This is a genomic window from Pseudolabrys sp. (genome assembly GCF_035943735.1).
GTDB lineage: Bacteria > Pseudomonadota > Alphaproteobacteria > Rhizobiales > Xanthobacteraceae > Pseudolabrys.
On the sequence record NZ_DASZBV010000019.1, the window covers coordinates 245203 to 260241 of the forward strand.

At 66.6% G+C, this 15039-nt stretch carries 12 protein-coding genes; 8 read left to right on the forward strand and 4 right to left on the reverse strand.

The window, feature by feature from the left end:
* The first annotated feature begins 68 nt into the window (after positions 1-68).
* The 3 genes from VGV41_RS14050 (at position 69) to VGV41_RS14060 (ending at position 2717) form a co-directional block, all read left to right on the forward strand.
* Complete coding sequence (locus VGV41_RS14050; protein ID WP_326864465.1) at positions 69-1502, forward strand: L,D-transpeptidase family protein; 1434 nt, start codon at positions 69-71, stop codon at positions 1500-1502.
* 124 nt (positions 1503-1626) lie between these two features.
* Positions 1627-1893: a GIY-YIG nuclease family protein gene (locus VGV41_RS14055; protein WP_326864466.1), complete on the forward strand. Its 267-nt coding sequence runs from the start codon at positions 1627-1629 to the stop codon at positions 1891-1893.
* Entirely contained in the window at positions 1890-2717 is an 828-nt protein-coding gene (locus tag VGV41_RS14060; protein ID WP_326864467.1) for an amidohydrolase family protein, read from the forward strand. Before VGV41_RS14055 ends, VGV41_RS14060 begins: the two co-directional genes overlap by 4 nt.
* Positions 2718-2771: 54 nt before the next feature.
* Here VGV41_RS14060 and VGV41_RS14065 read toward each other — a convergent pair whose 3' ends face one another.
* Positions 2772-3353, reverse strand: a complete 582-nt coding sequence (locus tag VGV41_RS14065) for an HPF/RaiA family ribosome-associated protein (protein WP_326864469.1) — start codon at positions 3351-3353, stop codon at positions 2772-2774.
* 53 nt (positions 3354-3406) lie between these two features.
* On the opposite strand from VGV41_RS14065, the gene VGV41_RS14070 reads away from it, so the two are divergent.
* Complete coding sequence (locus VGV41_RS14070) at positions 3407-4726, forward strand: PrpF domain-containing protein (RefSeq protein WP_326864471.1); 1320 nt, start codon at positions 3407-3409, stop codon at positions 4724-4726.
* A 116-nt stretch (positions 4727-4842) separates the two neighbouring features.
* Here the strand turns inward: VGV41_RS14070 and VGV41_RS14075 are convergent, their stop codons facing one another.
* Positions 4843-5988 (reverse strand): DUF2778 domain-containing protein, encoded by a 1146-nt coding sequence (locus tag VGV41_RS14075; protein ID WP_326864472.1) that lies wholly within the window; start codon positions 5986-5988, stop codon positions 4843-4845.
* A gap of 194 nt (positions 5989-6182) precedes the next feature.
* Here VGV41_RS14075 and VGV41_RS14080 point away from each other — a divergent pair, with 194 nt between their 5' ends.
* Positions 6183-8171 carry a tetratricopeptide repeat protein gene (locus VGV41_RS14080; RefSeq protein WP_326864473.1) on the forward strand — a complete coding sequence of 663 codons (1989 nt, stop codon included), beginning with the start codon at positions 6183-6185 and terminating at the stop codon, positions 8169-8171.
* A 3-nt stretch (positions 8172-8174) separates the two neighbouring features.
* Here the strand turns inward: VGV41_RS14080 and VGV41_RS14085 are convergent, their stop codons facing one another.
* Positions 8175-8435 carry a hypothetical protein gene (locus VGV41_RS14085; protein ID WP_326864474.1) on the reverse strand — a complete coding sequence of 87 codons (261 nt, stop codon included), beginning with the start codon at positions 8433-8435 and terminating at the stop codon, positions 8175-8177.
* A 69-nt stretch (positions 8436-8504) separates the two neighbouring features.
* The gene (gene secA / locus VGV41_RS14090) at positions 8505-11303 is read right to left on the reverse strand and encodes a preprotein translocase subunit SecA (RefSeq protein WP_326864475.1); all 2799 of its coding nucleotides are present in this window, start codon (positions 11301-11303) and stop codon (positions 8505-8507) included.
* A gap of 324 nt (positions 11304-11627) precedes the next feature.
* Between secA and VGV41_RS14095 the strand changes: the two genes are divergently transcribed.
* The 3 genes from VGV41_RS14095 (at position 11628) to VGV41_RS14105 (ending at position 14957) form a co-directional block, all read left to right on the forward strand.
* Positions 11628-12554, forward strand: coding sequence for a peptidylprolyl isomerase (locus VGV41_RS14095; RefSeq protein ID WP_326864476.1), 927 nt, complete (start codon positions 11628-11630; stop codon positions 12552-12554).
* A gap of 262 nt (positions 12555-12816) precedes the next feature.
* Complete coding sequence (argJ, locus tag VGV41_RS14100; protein WP_326864477.1) at positions 12817-14064, forward strand: bifunctional glutamate N-acetyltransferase/amino-acid acetyltransferase ArgJ; 1248 nt, start codon at positions 12817-12819, stop codon at positions 14062-14064.
* Positions 14061-14957: an alpha/beta hydrolase gene (locus VGV41_RS14105; protein WP_326864478.1), complete on the forward strand. Its 897-nt coding sequence runs from the start codon at positions 14061-14063 to the stop codon at positions 14955-14957. Before argJ ends, VGV41_RS14105 begins: the two co-directional genes overlap by 4 nt.
* Positions 14958-15039: the final 82 nt, after the last annotated feature.

A 15039-nucleotide genomic window follows, 5' to 3' on the forward strand; every position in this document is an offset into this window, starting at 1 on the left:
TTGCTCCGGTCATGTGATATGGATAACGATTACTCAATGAGGGCCCACCCCCCGGGGGAGTACCGCGTTTGAGACGTTCGGCCATACGCACGCTGCTGGCGTCCGCGGCGCTCTGCGCCGCCGTTGCCCTTGCCGGCTGCAATCCGAGCGACCTGCCGACGAACGGCCGCGCCATGGCGCCGCTGTCCGATCAGATGGTCAAGCTCATCGCCGACAAGAACATGGACAAGGGATCGCCGATCCTCGTCCGTGTGTTCAAGGACGAGTCGGAGCTCGAGGTCTGGAAGCAGACGCGCGACGGACAGTACGCGCTCCTGAAGACCTATCCGATCTGCAAGTGGTCCGGCGATCTCGGCCCGAAGAAGAAGGAAGGCGACCGTCAGGCGCCGGAGGGCTTCTACGCCATTACGCCCGGCCTGATGAATCCGAATTCCAACTACTACCTCGCCTTCAACACCGGCTTTCCCAACGCCTATGACCGCTCGCACGGTTACACCGGCTCGGAGCTGATGGTGCATGGCGACTGCTCGTCGCGTGGCTGCTACGCGATGACCGACGAGCAGATCCAGGAAATCTACGCGCTGGCGCGCGACTCCTTCTTCGCCGGCCAGAAGTCGTTCCAGTTCGACGCCTTCCCGTTCCGCATGACGGCGCTGAACATGGCCAAGCATCGCAACAACCCGAACTTCGCGTTCTGGAAGATGCTGAAGGAAGGCTACGACGACTTCGAGGCGACCAAGCAGCCGCCGCAGGTCGCGGTGTGCGAGCAGCGCTATCTCTTCGATCAAGTGGACAAGGACGGCCAGCCGATCGATCCGCGCAATGCGCGCGGCAAGTGCCCGGTCTACCGTCTCGATCCGCAGGTCGCCGACGCGGTGCTCGATTATCGTCGCGCCGAGCAGGTCAAGATGGCCAACTACATCGGCGAAAACGTCGCGCTGGCGCCGCCGCATGTCGGCGACGGCGGCATGAATCCCGTGTTCGCCAGCAAGCTGGGCACGCAGGAAGGCTACGATTCGCGCGGGCAAGTGGTGCAGATGGCGCAGGCGCCGGGCTGGCTGCCGCACGTGCCAAACCCGCCGGGCACGACCATCCCGCGGCCGCAGGTGCAGCCGGAGGAAAGTCAGCAGCCGGTGGCGGTCGCCGCAGCGCCGGCGCCACAGGCCGTGCCGCTGCCCGAGCAGCCGCCGCGCGAAGCGGTGCGCACCGCGAGAGCCCCGTCCGCGCCGGTGGCGCTGCGCGGCACAAACACCGAATTTGCCGCCAAGCCGCGCCAGACCGTGACGCATCTCGCCTCGGTGCCGCATGAGGCGAAGCCGCACGAGACCGCCAAGGCGAAGCCGGCGGTGCTGCACGAAACCGCCGAAGCAACGCCGCCGAGGCCCGACTCCAATATCCGTGCCGCCTATGCCACGCCGGTCGCGAGCGACAGCCTGCTCACTGGCGCGCAGCCGACCGTGCCGGCCGGATCCTTCGCCAGCCGCTGGACGGGCGTGCAGTAATACGCCGCAAGAGTTTTCCAGTATCCAGGTGTCGTCACCGGGCTTGTCCCGGTGATCCCGTTTAGTAGAGCACTGCCTTCCTCATCGGGATGGCCGGGACAAGCCCGGCCATGACAAGTCGAAGATGTCCTCCTACGTCTACGTCCTCGGCTGCCTCACCCGCACGCGGCATCTCACTTATGTCGGCTGGACCACCGACATCGCGCGGCGGCTCAAGCAGCACAATGCCGGCAAGGGCGCGCGCTCGACGCGCGGCCGCGCCTGGGTGCTGCTGCATTCGGAGAGCTTCGCCAGCAAACGCGAGGCGATGAGCCGCGAATGGCACCTCAAGCGCGACAGCGGCTTCCGCAAGCAACTGGCGCAGGCGCTGCGCGTCAGGCCCCGGCGATGAACGTCCTCGCCGAGCCGAAGATCGACTGCCATCTGCACGTCATCGATCCCGCGCGCTTTCCGTACAATCCGCAGGTCGCCTACAAGCCATCGGGGCAGGAGATCGGCACGCCGGCGCAACTCGATTCTGTGATGGCGGTCTATGGCGTCACGCATGCACTGATCGTGCAGCCGAACTCCGGCTATGGCAGCGACAATTCCTGCATGCTCGATACGATCGCGCGCGGCAATGGCCGCTTCAAGGGCGTCGCCATCATCGACTTCGATGCAACGGCGGCGGACCTGCGCGCGCTGCAGGCGCAGGGCATCGTCGGCGCCGCGTTCAATCCGACGTTCCACGGCGTCGATTACTACAAGGATTGCGCGCCGCTCGTGCGCCGCCTCGCCGACGCCGGCATGTTCGTGCAGGTGCAGACCGAGCACGACCAGTTGCTGCACTTCGTGTCGTTGCTAGAGGGCATTCCGGTGCGCGTGCTGATCGATCACAGCGGCCGGCCGACGGTGGCGCGCGGCGTCAACCAGCCGGCGTTCCAGGCGCTGCTGAAGCTTGCCGACACGGACCGCGTCAGCGTCAAGCTGTCCGGCTACGCCAAGTTCTCGCAACAGCCCTATCCGTTCGCTGACACGCGGCCGTTCGTCGACGCGCTGGTCGATGCCTTCACGCTCGATAATTGTATGTGGGCGTCGGATTGGCCGTTCCTGCGCGCGACCGAGCGGCAGGATTACGGGCCGCTCGTCGCGCTGGCGGTAGAGCTGTTTCCGGATGCGGAGGATCGGGCGAAATTGTTCTCCGGCACGGCGAAGCGGCTGTTCGGATTTATGTGACTGCAAAGCCGCGGGCGACAGCGTCGCCGCACCACGTTGAGCGCCGTAAAGCCCTTAAGCCCGTTCCTGCACGCGCACCTTGCTCGCGGTGGGGCCGTTGTCGCCCATGGCTTCCACGTAAGAGACCTCGTCGCCGCGATGCAGGCGGTCGAAATCGCCGGTGAGCATGCTGTTGCGGTGGAAATACAAGAGCGCTCCTTCCTTGGTCATCAGGAAGCCGAAGTCCTCGCCGGGCGTGAGCTCGGCGATCTGGCCACGGAATTCCTGCGCCGCCTCGTGCCGCATGTCGGCGGTGCCGTGGTCCGCACGCTTATCCTTGAATTTCGACAGCTGCCGCTCGGCGATACGGAAGGCTTCGTTGACGGCGTTGCGCAATTCCGGCGCCTGGTACTTGCGCTGCAAATGGCCCGGCTCGTGCGCGACGACGATGTCCTTGTGGCCGGGTACCGAAATCTCGATACGCACCACCGGCGGGATGGTGTCGCTCTGGTTCTGGTTGCGCTGATCGACGCGCACGCGGCACGTGGTCATGTGCCCGTAAATGCGATCGAGCCGGTCGATGTGATCGCGGATGGCATCCTCGATCGTGGCCGAACTCTCGCAGTTGTGAAAGGAAATCTCGGGAGCGATTTGCATGGTTTCTTGACCCGACATGAGGCGGTGTCCGGGTTAATGCCAGAGCCCGGGCTTTGGTTGCGAGGGTCAAGGCGCGGAGCTATGGTCCGCGCCGCTGGATCAAGCCGCAGGAGCGTCCCATCAACTACGCCGCACCCCTCCCCGCCGACCGCCTGCCGCGCGAGCGCTTCGGCACATGGGAATTCCCCGTCATGCACGCGCGCGGCGGCACCTCGACCGGGCTCGTCATCTGGGACCGCGTCGCGCCGCAGGAGCTGCACCTGCGCGAAGAGCTGCTACGCCATCTGATGGGCCTGCCGCTCGAGGGCACGACCAACGACGCCAAGCAGATCACCGGTCTCGGCCGCGGCTATCCGACCAGCAACAAGGTGTTCTTCGCCGAGATGAAGCGGACTGCCTCCGGCGCGCCGCAGATCGTCAGCACTTTGGCGCAGCTTGCGTCGGGCAAGGCTGCGATCGACTGGAGCGTCAACTGCGGCAACATGTCCGCGTCGCTGCCCTACTGGGCGATCGACCAGCAATTCCTGCCGCGCGATTTGAACGGCGCCGGCGAGGTCGAGATCTACAACACCAACACCAAGTCGACGATGATCGCGCGCGTCGCGCTCGACGGCGATGGGTTCGCCTTCGCGTCGATCCCCGGCGTCGATGGCGCTTTCCCGGGCGTCGATCTGTTCCTCACCAATCCGGTCGGCGCCAAGACCGGCAAGGCGCTGCCGACCGGGGCGCCGGCCGACCAGATCGGCAAGTATCTCGTCTCCTGCGTCGACGTCGCCGTCCCGATGGTGATCGCGCGCGCCTCCGACTTCGGCAAGACTGGCACCGAGCCGGTCAAGGAGTTGCGCGGCGACGAGAAATTCTTCTCCGCGCTGAAGGCGCTGTGGATCGAGGCCGGCCTGAAAATGGGCCTCAAGCGCAAGGACGGCACGCCGATGAGCGCGGACGAACTCGCCAACAGCGAGACGATCCCGAAAGTGTGCATCATCAGCCCGCCGGTGAATGGCGGCCACATCTCGACGCGCTATTTTACGCCGCAGGAAGGCCACGCCACCATGGCGGTGACCGGCGGCTGTTGCCTCGCCGCCGCCTGCCTGATGCCGGGCACGGTCGCGCACGCGATCGCCCGCGGCCTGCCCTCGCTCGGCGCGGAGACGAGCGAGATCCAGGTCGATATCGAGAATCCGGCCGGCATTCTCTCCGCCACCATCGGCGGACGCCGCGTCGACCAGACGACGACGATCGAACGCGCCGCCTACAAGCGCTCGGCGCAGGTGCTCTTGCGCGGCTATGCGCCGCTCTACCGCGCCTCGCCGGAGTTGAAGAAGGCGCTGGCTGCGATCGCCGCCAATCCGGCGCTGGCGCTCTCTGCGTGATGTGAGCGGAAACGCCGCCCCGCACGCTGCGCGCTCCCTCTCCCCGTGGGGGAGAGGTCAAGCGAGACTGCGGCGATGATCGAGCCAACCACGGCCGCTTGCGTGCTGACCGCGTGTCACTCCGCAGCGAACGCCGAGAACAGGTTCCACTTCGGCGCCGGCAGTGACAGCGCCGTGCGCGTCTTGGCATCGAGCCGCGGTACCACGACCATGCGGTCGACCTGGCCGTCGAGATAGGCCTCGAGGAAGGCGTTATAGTTCTTGAACGAGACGCAGCCGTTCGACTGTCCGTTCGGCCCGAGCATGTAGGTGTGCGCCAGCATGCCGTCACGCCCGTGCATCTTGCGCTCGTCGACCGGCGTCAGACGGATGGCGCGCACGCCGTGGAAGAGCTGTTCGCGCAGCGTCAGCGCGTAGACGTTCGGCGGCGTCGGGCCGCGCATCTTGGCGCGGATATAGCCGGGATCGTCCATCATGTGGCCGAGGCCGGAATGCGCCTCGAGTCGGCGGCCGTTCGGCAGATACACCGTGTGCGCCTCGATGTCGTAGACGGCGGTGCGCTTGCCGATGGCCGACGCGGCCTGTTCGTCCTTCGGCGCGGGCGCCGGCGGCAATGCGGCAACCTTCGGTTCGGGCGCGGGCGCCGGTGCGGCGCGCGCGATCACCGGCGGCTTCTCCGCTTCCGGCTGCGCGATGAACGGCCGCGCTGGCGGCAACGGGATGTTCTCGGCCACGGCCGGCGCCGGCGGCGCAGCGGGTGGCGGGGGCAGCATCGCGACCGGCGGCTGAGCGGGCAACGCAGCGACCGGCGGCGCGATGCGGGGCCGCGGCAGCGGCACGCGCACGAACGGCTTCGGTGCAAGTGCAGGAGCACGTGGTGCAACAGGAGGCGGCGCGAGGACGGGAGCGGGCGCCTGTTCCGGCGCGAGCGCGGCGAATTCCGGTGTGTCGGGCGCATTGCCGAAACCATTGCCGGAGCCGGAGCGCGCGCCCGAGCGCACCAGGGTGCGATGCCATTCGCCCAGCGCCGAGGCAAGCGGCGCGATTGGCGCGCCGGCGTGCAGGCGCGTCGGGACGTTGAGCGAAATGGCGGAAATCCAGAGCGCCGAGAGACCGAGCGAAGCCGCCAGCACGCTGCCGGCCGCGACGATGGCCGTGCCCGCGAGCAATCCCTTGGCGGCGATGCTCCGCGAGCGCCGGACGGGGAATTTGGGGATCTGGAACGGGGCGACGTCCGAATACGTCGCAGTCACGTACGTCATACGCGCGCTACTCGACCTGCTGAGGTCGAAGACACTGCGGCAGTAAGGTTAAGCGGTTGTAAATACGCACAGAAAAAGCGCACGACAGCGGCATGTTAGGGTCACGGCAGGGCGCGTTAACCGCGCGCAAACCATAATCGAATTACTCAAATACGACCGATGCGCCTACCCGGCGCGTCCGCGCGGAATCTCCCATGCCCAATGTCGCGACGCCCGCTGCCGGCGATGGCTTCCAGGCCACGATGCAGAAGGCGGTCGCGCTGCATCAGCAGGGCCGCCTCGGCGACGCCGCCGAACTCTATCGCACGCTGCTCGCGACGCGGCCGAATGATGCCAACGCGCAGCATCTGCTCGGGCTGGTCAAGTTCGCGGGCGGCGCCACGGCTGAGGCGCTGACCCTGATCGACGGCGCGTTGCGCTGCGGCCTCGCCTCGCCGCAAGTGCTGCTCAATCGCGGCCTCGTGCTCAACGCGCTCAACCGCCCGATCGAAGCGGTGGCGAGCTTCGAGCAGGCGATCCTGCGCGACCGCAATTTCCTCGAGGCCTACAACAACCGCGCGATCTTGCTGGCCGCGCTCGGGCGTCCCGAGGACGCGCTGGAGAGCTACCGGCAAGCGCTGCGCATCGCGCCAGACGAAGCTGCCCTGCACTACAATTACGGCAACGTGCTGAAGGATCTCGGCCGGCGCGACGAGGCGCTGGCCGCCTACGACGCCGCATTGAGGGTGCGGCCCGACGCCGCCGAAGCGCATCTCGCGCGCGGCGACGTCCTGCGCGAGCTGAAGCGCTACGACGAGGCGTTGGCGAGCTACGACCGCGCGCTGGCCTTGCGTGCTGACGACGTCGAGACGCTGTGCAACCGCGGGCTGGCGCTCGACGCGCTCGGGCGGCACGCCGAGGCCGTCGACAGCTACGACCGCGCGTTGGTGCTGCGGCCTGACGAAGCCGTCATCCTGCGCAACCGTGGCTGTGCGCTGATCAACCTCAAGCGCTTCGATGAAGCGCTGGCGACGTTCGATGCCATCGTGGTGCGCAACCCCGCCGACGCCGAGGCGCACTACAATCGCGGCAACGTGCTGCTGCAGTTCGAGCGCTTCAGCGAGGCGCTGACCAGCTACGACGCCGCGCTCACAGTGCGGCCCGATCTTGCCGAGGCGCTGAACAATCGCGGGCTGGCGCTGAAGGAGCTCGATCGCTTCGCCGAGGCCGCCGACAGCCACCGCCGCGCCTACGCCATCGATACCGGTCACGTCGAGGCGCGCTGGAACGAGGCGCTGCTGCAACTCCTCACCGGCGATTACCAAAACGGCTGGGCCGGCTACGAGTGGCGCTGGCACAAGGAGCCGCTCATTCGCGCGCGCCGCGATTTCGGCCAACCGCTCTGGCGCGGCGAGGCGATTGCCGGGCAAACGATCCTGATTCACAGCGAGCAGGGTCTCGGCGACACCATCCAGTTCAGCCGGTATGTGCCGCTGGTCGTCGCCAGCGGCGCGCGCGTGGTGTTCGAGGTGCAGCCGCCCTTGCTGCGCCTGCTGCACGGCATTGGCGGAGTCGAGATCATCGCCCGCGGCGAGGCGCTGCCGCCGTTCGACTGGCAATGCCCGCTGCTCAGCCTGCCGCTCGCGTTCGGCACGCGTCTGGAGACGATCCCGGCGGACATCCCATATCTGCACGCAGAGCCCGACCTCGCGCGCGTGTGGGCGCAGCGGCTCGGCGAAAAGCGCCGGCCGCGCATCGGCCTCGCCTGGGCCGGCAACGTCGATCATCGCAACGATCACAACCGATCGATCGCGCTGGACAAATTATTGCCGTTGCTCGACGCGAAAGCGGACTTCGTCAGCCTGCAGAAAGTCCCCCGCCCCGGCGACGACGCGCTGCTCGACGGCTGCGACATGCTGCGCGTCGGCGCTGCGCTCGGCGACTTCACCGACACCGCCGCGCTGATCGCCGCGCTCGATCTCGTGATCTCGGTCGACACCAGCGTCGCGCATCTCGCCGGCGCGCTGGGCAAGCCAGTGTGGGTGCTGGTGACGCACAGCCCGGATTGGCGCTGGCTCATCGGCCGCGACGACAGCCCGTGGTACCGAAGCGCGCGCATCTTCCGCCAGGACGCGAGCCGCGACTGGGACGCGGTCATCGCCCGCGTCCGAACGGCGCTCACAGACCTCATCGGCCCGAGCTGATCGTCAATGCACCGACGGCGGCGGGCCGGATGCGGCGCGCTGGCGCGTCAAGTCGATGATCGCCTGCTCGACTTCGGCCAGCCGCTCGGTCAAGTCGAGATACCGCGCGGTCGATGCGCCGGCGGCGGCCCATTCGCCCGAGCGGCGCTGCTCTTCCGGCGCCGCGGCCATGTCGCTGATCATCGCCTGCACCTGTTCGTCCAGCGCGTCGCGCTCGCGCGTGAGGTCGGCCAGCACCTTGTCGATCTTATCGTCGTTCGTCATCACAGATCCTTCAAACGAAAACGCCGCGCTCGCGCGCGGCGTTCCGAAGCTCGAACCGATACGCCCGTATCAGGCGAAGCGGCCGTGGCAGTGCTTGTACTTCTTGCCCGAGCCGCAGGGGCAGACCTCGTTGCGGCCGACCTTGCCCCAGGTCGTCGGGTCTTTGGGATTGCGTTCGGCCACCGCCGTGGTGTCGTCGCCGGCGGTCGCAGCCACCGTGATCGGCGCGGCGGCCATCGCCATTTCGTCCTCGCCGGTCGACGGATCGACCTTGTGCGCTTCCATGTAGGGAAGCTGCTGCGTCTGCTCTTCCGGCGCCTGCTGCACGATCTCGACGCGCATCAGTTGCGCCGTCACCGCCTCGCGCAGATGCGCCACCATGGCCTCGAACAGCGCGAAGGCCTCGGCCTTGTACTCGTTGAGCGGGTCGCGCTGGCCGTAGCCGCGCAGGCCGATCACCTGGCGCAGATGGTCGAGCATCACGAGATGCTCGCGCCAGAGATGGTCGAGCGCCTGCAACAGGATCGACTTCTCGACGTAGCGCATCACGTCGGGGCCCCATTTGCCCACCTTGGCCGCCATGAACTCGTCGGCGCGGCGCTCGATGCGCTCCTTCATCTCTTCGTCGGCGATGCCGTCTTCCTTGGCCCATTCGACGACCGGCAGGTCGAGCGTGAGCACCTCGAGCAGCGCCTCGTGCAGCCCGACCGTGTTCCACTGCTCCGGATAGGCGTTCGGCGGGATGAACTTGCTGACCAGTTCGTCGACGACCTCGTGCCGCATGTCGGCGATGGTCTCGTCGACCGCCTCATCGCGCATGAGATCGAGCCGCTGCTCGAAGATCACCTTGCGCTGGTCGTTCATCACATCGTCGTACTTGAGCAGGTTCTTGCGGATGTCGAAGTTGCGCGCCTCGACCTTCTGCTGCGCCTTCTCCAGCGCCTTGTTGATCCACGGATGGACGATGGCCTCGCCTTCCTTCAGACCGAGCTTCTGCAGCATGCCGTCGAGCTTGTCGGAGCCGAAGATGCGCATCAGGTCGTCTTCAAGCGACAGGAAGAACTTCGAGTGGCCCGGGTCGCCCTGGCGGCCGGAGCGGCCGCGCAGCTGGTTGTCGATGCGGCGTGACTCATGCCGCTCGGTACCGAGCACGAACAGGCCGCCGGCGGCGAGCGCCTTCTCCTTGAGCTTGGCGACCTGCTCGCGAATCTCGGCCGCGCGCGGATGCCGGTCGCGCTCGCCCCAGTCAGAGATCTCAGCAAGCTCCTGGCGGATGCGCATGTCGGCGTTGCCGCCGAGCTGGATGTCGGTGCCGCGGCCGGCCATGTTGGTGGCGATGGTGACAGCACCGGGCACGCCTGCCTGCGAGACGATGAACGCCTCCTGCTCGTGGTAGCGGGCGTTGAGGATGGCGAAGACCTTCTTCTGCGTCTCGCCGGAATAGAGGTCGCGGAACGCGTTCGGGTCGGAGAAGTCGTGCTGCTCCCAGCCGTCCTTGCGCAGCAATTCGGCAAGATGTTCGGACTTCTCGATCGAAGTGGTTCCGACCAGCACCGGCTGGCCGCGTTTGCGGCAGTCGTCGATGAGCGCGATGATCGACCGGTTCTTCTCCGCCGCCGTGCGATAGACCTCGTCGTCGTCGTCGATGCGCGCCAGCGGCTTGTTGGTCGGCACCTCGAGCACTTCGAGATTGTAGATGTCGCCGAACTCTTCCGCCTCGGTGAGCGCCGTGCCGGTCATGCCGGCCAGCTTCTCGTACATGCGGAAGTAGTTCTGGAAGGTGATCGAGGCAAGCGTCTGGTTCTCGGGCTGGATCGGCTGATGCTCTTTCGCCTCCAGCGCCTGATGCAGGCCTTCCGAATAGCGGCGTCCCGGCATCATGCGGCCGGTGAACTCGTCGATGATGACGACCTCGCCGTTTCTGACGATGTAGTCCTTGTCGCGCTGGAACAGTTTATGCGCACGCAGCCCCTGGTTGACGTGGTGCACGACGGAAACATTCTCGACGTCGTACAGTTTGCCGCCCTTGAGCAGTCCGGCCTCGCGCAGCACCGTCTCCATCTTCTCCATGCCGGCCTCGGTCATGGTGACGGTGCGCTGCTTCTCGTCGACCTCGTAGTCGCCCTTGTCGAGCTGCGGGATGTAAGTGTCGATGGTGTTGTAGAATTCGGAACGGTCGTCGAGCGGGCCGGAGATGATCAGCGGCGTGCGCGCCTCGTCGACCAGGATGGAGTCGACTTCGTCGACGATGGCGTAGACGTGGCCGCGCTGGACCATGTCCTCCATCCGGTACTTCATGTTGTCGCGCAGATAGTCGAAGCCGAGCTCGTTGTTAGTGCCGTAGGTGATGTCGCAGTCGTAGGCCTTCTTGCGCTCCTCGTCGTCGATGCCGTGCACGATGACGCCTGTCGTAAGCCCGAGGAAGCCGTAGATCTGATGCATCCACTCGGCGTCGCGCTTGGCGAGGTAGTCGTTGACGGTAACGACGTGCACGCCGCGGCTGGTGAGCGCGTTGAGGTAGACCGCGAGCGTGGCGACCAGCGTCTTGCCTTCGCCGGTCTTCATCTCGGCGATGCGGCCCTCGTGCAGGATCATGCCGCCGATGAGCTGCACGTCGAAATGGCGCTGGCCGAGCGTGCGCTTGGCCGCCTCGCGCACGGTGGCGAAGGCCGGCACCAGGATGTCGTCGAGCGAGGTGCCTTCCTCGATCTGCTTCTTGAATTCGGCGGTGCGGGCCTTCAGCGCGTCGTCGGACAGCGCCGAGATGTCCTTCTCGAGGGCATTGATGGCGGCGACCCGCGGTTGGTAACTGCGGATCCGCCGTTCGTTGGCGGAGCCGAACAGTTTGCGGGCAACGGCGCCGATCATGGTCTCAAGCTCCTCAACGTATGGCCGGGCGCCCTATCAAGCCGGCGCGGCCGGATTTTGGTTCCGGCGCTCCGGAAATCGGGTCATTTCGGGCAGATTCGACGCCATTGGCGCGGTTGCGGACGCTTCCAGCCGAAGTCAGCCGACAGATAGGAGGGGGTCCGATTATTGTCAATTGCCTGCGCCAAAAGGGGTTTACGGCTTTCCGTCACACACTCGTCACGGCCGCGGGGATGCGATGCCATTGCAAAGCCACGGTTGTTGGGTGACAAGTTCGCCGCCGTCCCCCGGTATGGACGTGGACCCAAGCCCCAAGGATTGCTCATGATCTCCCTCTTCCCGGCCGTCACGATGACCCCCGTGCGCCGAGCTGTCGCCGTCGCGCTGGCCCTGCTGATCGCCGCGGCTGCGCCGGCGTTCGCGCAAGACAAGGATCCGGTGGTCGCCAAGGTCAATGGTACCGAAATCCATCAGAGCGATCTGGCTATTGCCGAAGAGGAAGCGGGTCAGCTGCCGCCGATGTCGCCGGACCAGAAGAAGGACTACCTGGTCCAGTTCATGGCCGACATGGTCCTCGTGTCCAAGGCGGCCGAGGACAAGAAGATGAGCGACACGCCCGTGTTCAAGGCCAAGCTCGCCTTCGCGCGCAAGAAGCTCTTGATGGAAGCGATCCTGCAGCAGACCGCCAAGGACGCGATGACCGACGCGGCCATGCACAAGGTCTATGACGACGCGGCCAAGACGATGTCGAACGAGGAGGAGGTGCACGCGCGCCACATCCTGATCCGCGCGCCGGCCGGCGATCCCAAAGCGGACGCCGCCGCCAAGGCCAAGATCGAAGCGATCATCGCGCGCCTGAACAAGGGCGAGGACTTCGCCAAGGTCGCGACCGAGACCACCGAGGACCCGTCGGGCAAGGCCAATGGCGGCGACCTCGGCTACTTCACCAAGGAGCAGATGGTGCCGGAATTCGCCAACGTCGCCTTCTCGCTGAACAAGGGCCAGATCTCCGGCCCGGTGCACACGCAGTTCGGCTGGCACGTGATCAAGGTCGAGGACAAGCGCAAGAAGCCGGCGCCGACCTTCGACGAGGTCAAGCCGCAGATCGAGCAGTACGTGGCGCGCAAGGCGCAGGCCGAGATGGTCACCAAGCTGCGCGCCGACGCCAAGATCGAGAAGAACTATACGGTCACGCCGCCGGCGGCGCCTGCTGCGCCGGGCGCTGCTCCGGCCGCGCCGGAGAAGAAGTAAAGCCTCTCGTCGTCCGCTCGTCCCCGCGAAAGCGGGAATCCAGCGCTGACTCAGAACTGGGTGCCCGCTTTCGCGGGGACGAACGAAGAGTGGGATACGACGATCAGATGCCCGGCCTCGCGCCGGGCATCTGTTTTTGTGGCGGACCCATCAATAGATGTCGTCATGGCCGGGCTTGTCCCGGCCACTCACGTCTTGCATACACAAGCGCCGCACGACGTGGATGCCCGGCACAAGGCCCGGCACGACGCTGGAGAGCTTCATGTCCTCTTCCGTTTCCCCCCTCGCCCCGACCAATGTGCCCGACATGCCGGCGATCGCCGGCGTGCGCCTCGCCACCGCGCAGGCCGGCATCCGCTACAGGGGCCGCACCGACGTGCTGCTGGCGCTGTTCGACGAGGGCACCACCGCCGCCGGCGTCTTCACCAAATCGAAGTGCCCGTCGGCGCCGGTCGAGTGGTGCCGTGCCAACCTCAAGTCCGGCAAGTCTGCAAAGAACTTGGCGCGCGCGCTCGTCGTCAACTCCGGCAACGCCAACGCCTTCACCGGCCGGACTGGCCGCGAGGCCTGTAAATTCACCGCGCAGATCGCCTCGCGCGCCGCCAAGGTGAAAGCCGGCGAGATCTTCCTCGCATCGACCGGTGTGATCGGCGAGCCGCTGAACGCCAAAGCCTTCGACGGCGTGATGGACGGGCTTGTCGCCGACGCCGCGCCGGGCCGCTTCCTCGACGCGGCCAAGGCGATCATGACCACCGACACTTTCCCCAAAGTCGCGACGGCCACCGCCAAGATCGGCAACACAAAAGTGACGATCGCCGGCATCGCCAAGGGCGCCGGCATGATCGCGCCAGACATGGCGACGATGCTGTCCTTCGTCTTCACCGACGCGGCGATTGCCGCGCCTGCCTTGCAGGCGATGCTGAAAGAAGGCGTCGCCGGCACCTTCAACGCCGTGACCATCGACGGCGATACCTCGACCTCCGACACGCTCATGCTGTTCGCCACCGGCAAAGCCGGCAACCCGCGCATCGTGCGCGCCGCCGATCCGAAGCTGAAGGCGTTCAGGAAAGCGCTCAACGCCGTGCTCGCCAACCTCGCCGAGCAGGTCGCGCGCGACGGCGAAGGCGCGCGCAAGCTGGTCGAGATCACCGTCGAAGGCGCAGCCTCGAACGCTTCCGCGCGCAAAATTGCCATGTCGATTGCCAACTCGCCGCTGGTGAAGACGGCGATCGCCGGTGAGGACGCCAACTGGGGCCGCGTCGTCATGGCCGTCGGCAAGGCCGGCGAGCCGGCGGATCGTGATAAATTGTCGATCTGGTTCGGCGGCATTCGCGTTGCGCACAAGGGCGCGCGCGATCCGTCCTACGACGAGGCCAAGGTCAGCGAAAAGATGAAGGAGCAGGTGATCCCGCTCAAAGTCGCGCTCGGCATGGGCAAGGGCCGCGACCGCGTGCTGACCTGCGACCTGACCAAGGAATACATCGCCATCAACGGCGACTATCGCAGTTGACCGCGCTCCGGCACGTCCGCACGCCGAGCCTCGACATCGCTTACGAGGAAAGCGGCGGCGCGGATCGCGCGCCGGTGATCCTGCTGCACGGCTGGCCGTACGATCCGCGCTGCTACGACGACGTCGTGCCGCTGCTTGCCCTGGCCGGCTGCCGCGTAATCGTGCCTTACCTGCGCGGCTTCGGCGCGACACGCTTCCTCTCAGAGGACACGCCGCGCTCCGGCCAACAGGCCGCGCTCGGCAACGACCTGCGCGAATTGATGGACGCGCTGGCGATTCGGCGCGCGCTGCTGGCAGGATACGACTGGGGCGGCCGCGCCGCCTGCATCGTCGCCGCGCTGTGGCCCGAACGTGTGGTCGGGCTGGTCAGCGGCAACGGCTATAACATCCAGGACATCGCCGGCTCGGCGAAGCCACAGCCGCCCGAGCAGGAAGCGCGCTACTGGTATCAATATTATTTCCACACCGAACGCGGCGTCGCCGGCCTGACGCTGAACCGCGACGCCTTATGCCGCCATCTCTGGCGGCTGTGGTCGCCAAACTGGACCTTCGACGAGGCGACCTTCGCGCGCAGCGCGGCCTCGTTCGCCAATCCCGATTTTGTCGCCGTGACGATCCAGTCCTACCGGCATCGCTACGGCAACGCGCCCGGCGATCCGGCGCTGGAGGAGATCGAACGGCGCCTCGCCGACCTGCCGAAGATCGGCGTGCCGACGATCGCCCTGCAAGGTGAGGCCGACGGGGTGCAGCCACCGGCGCTGTTGGGGCAGCACGACCGTTCATTCACCGGCCCGTTCGAGCGCCGTATCCTGCCGGAGATCGGGCACAATCCGCCGCAGGAGGCGCCGGCCGCCTTCGCCGGGGCGATCCTCGCCCTGTTGCGCAACGCCTAGCCGGGACTTTGCGCATCGGTGTAAGCACTCGTTAAGCGCGGTTGGTTGTGACCATCCCTCCTGCGCTACCTTTTAAGCGGCG

Coding starts and splice junctions, on each gene's coding strand:
- VGV41_RS14080 (WP_326864473.1), top strand. CDS start 6,183: ATGCCCAATGTCGCGACGCCCGCTGCCGGCGATGGCTTCCAGGCCACG.
- VGV41_RS14055 (WP_326864466.1), top strand. CDS start 1,627: ATGTCCTCCTACGTCTACGTCCTCGGCTGCCTCACCCGCACGCGGCAT.
- VGV41_RS14095 (WP_326864476.1), top strand. CDS start 11,628: ATGATCTCCCTCTTCCCGGCCGTCACGATGACCCCCGTGCGCCGAGCT.
- VGV41_RS14060 (WP_326864467.1), top strand. CDS start 1,890: ATGAACGTCCTCGCCGAGCCGAAGATCGACTGCCATCTGCACGTCATC.
- secA (WP_326864475.1), bottom strand. CDS start 11,303: ATGATCGGCGCCGTTGCCCGCAAACTGTTCGGCTCCGCCAACGAACGG.
- VGV41_RS14075 (WP_326864472.1), bottom strand. CDS start 5,988: ATGACGTACGTGACTGCGACGTATTCGGACGTCGCCCCGTTCCAGATC.
- VGV41_RS14085 (WP_326864474.1), bottom strand. CDS start 8,435: ATGACGAACGACGATAAGATCGACAAGGTGCTGGCCGACCTCACGCGC.
- argJ (WP_326864477.1), top strand. CDS start 12,817: ATGTCCTCTTCCGTTTCCCCCCTCGCCCCGACCAATGTGCCCGACATG.
- VGV41_RS14065 (WP_326864469.1), bottom strand. CDS start 3,353: ATGCAAATCGCTCCCGAGATTTCCTTTCACAACTGCGAGAGTTCGGCC.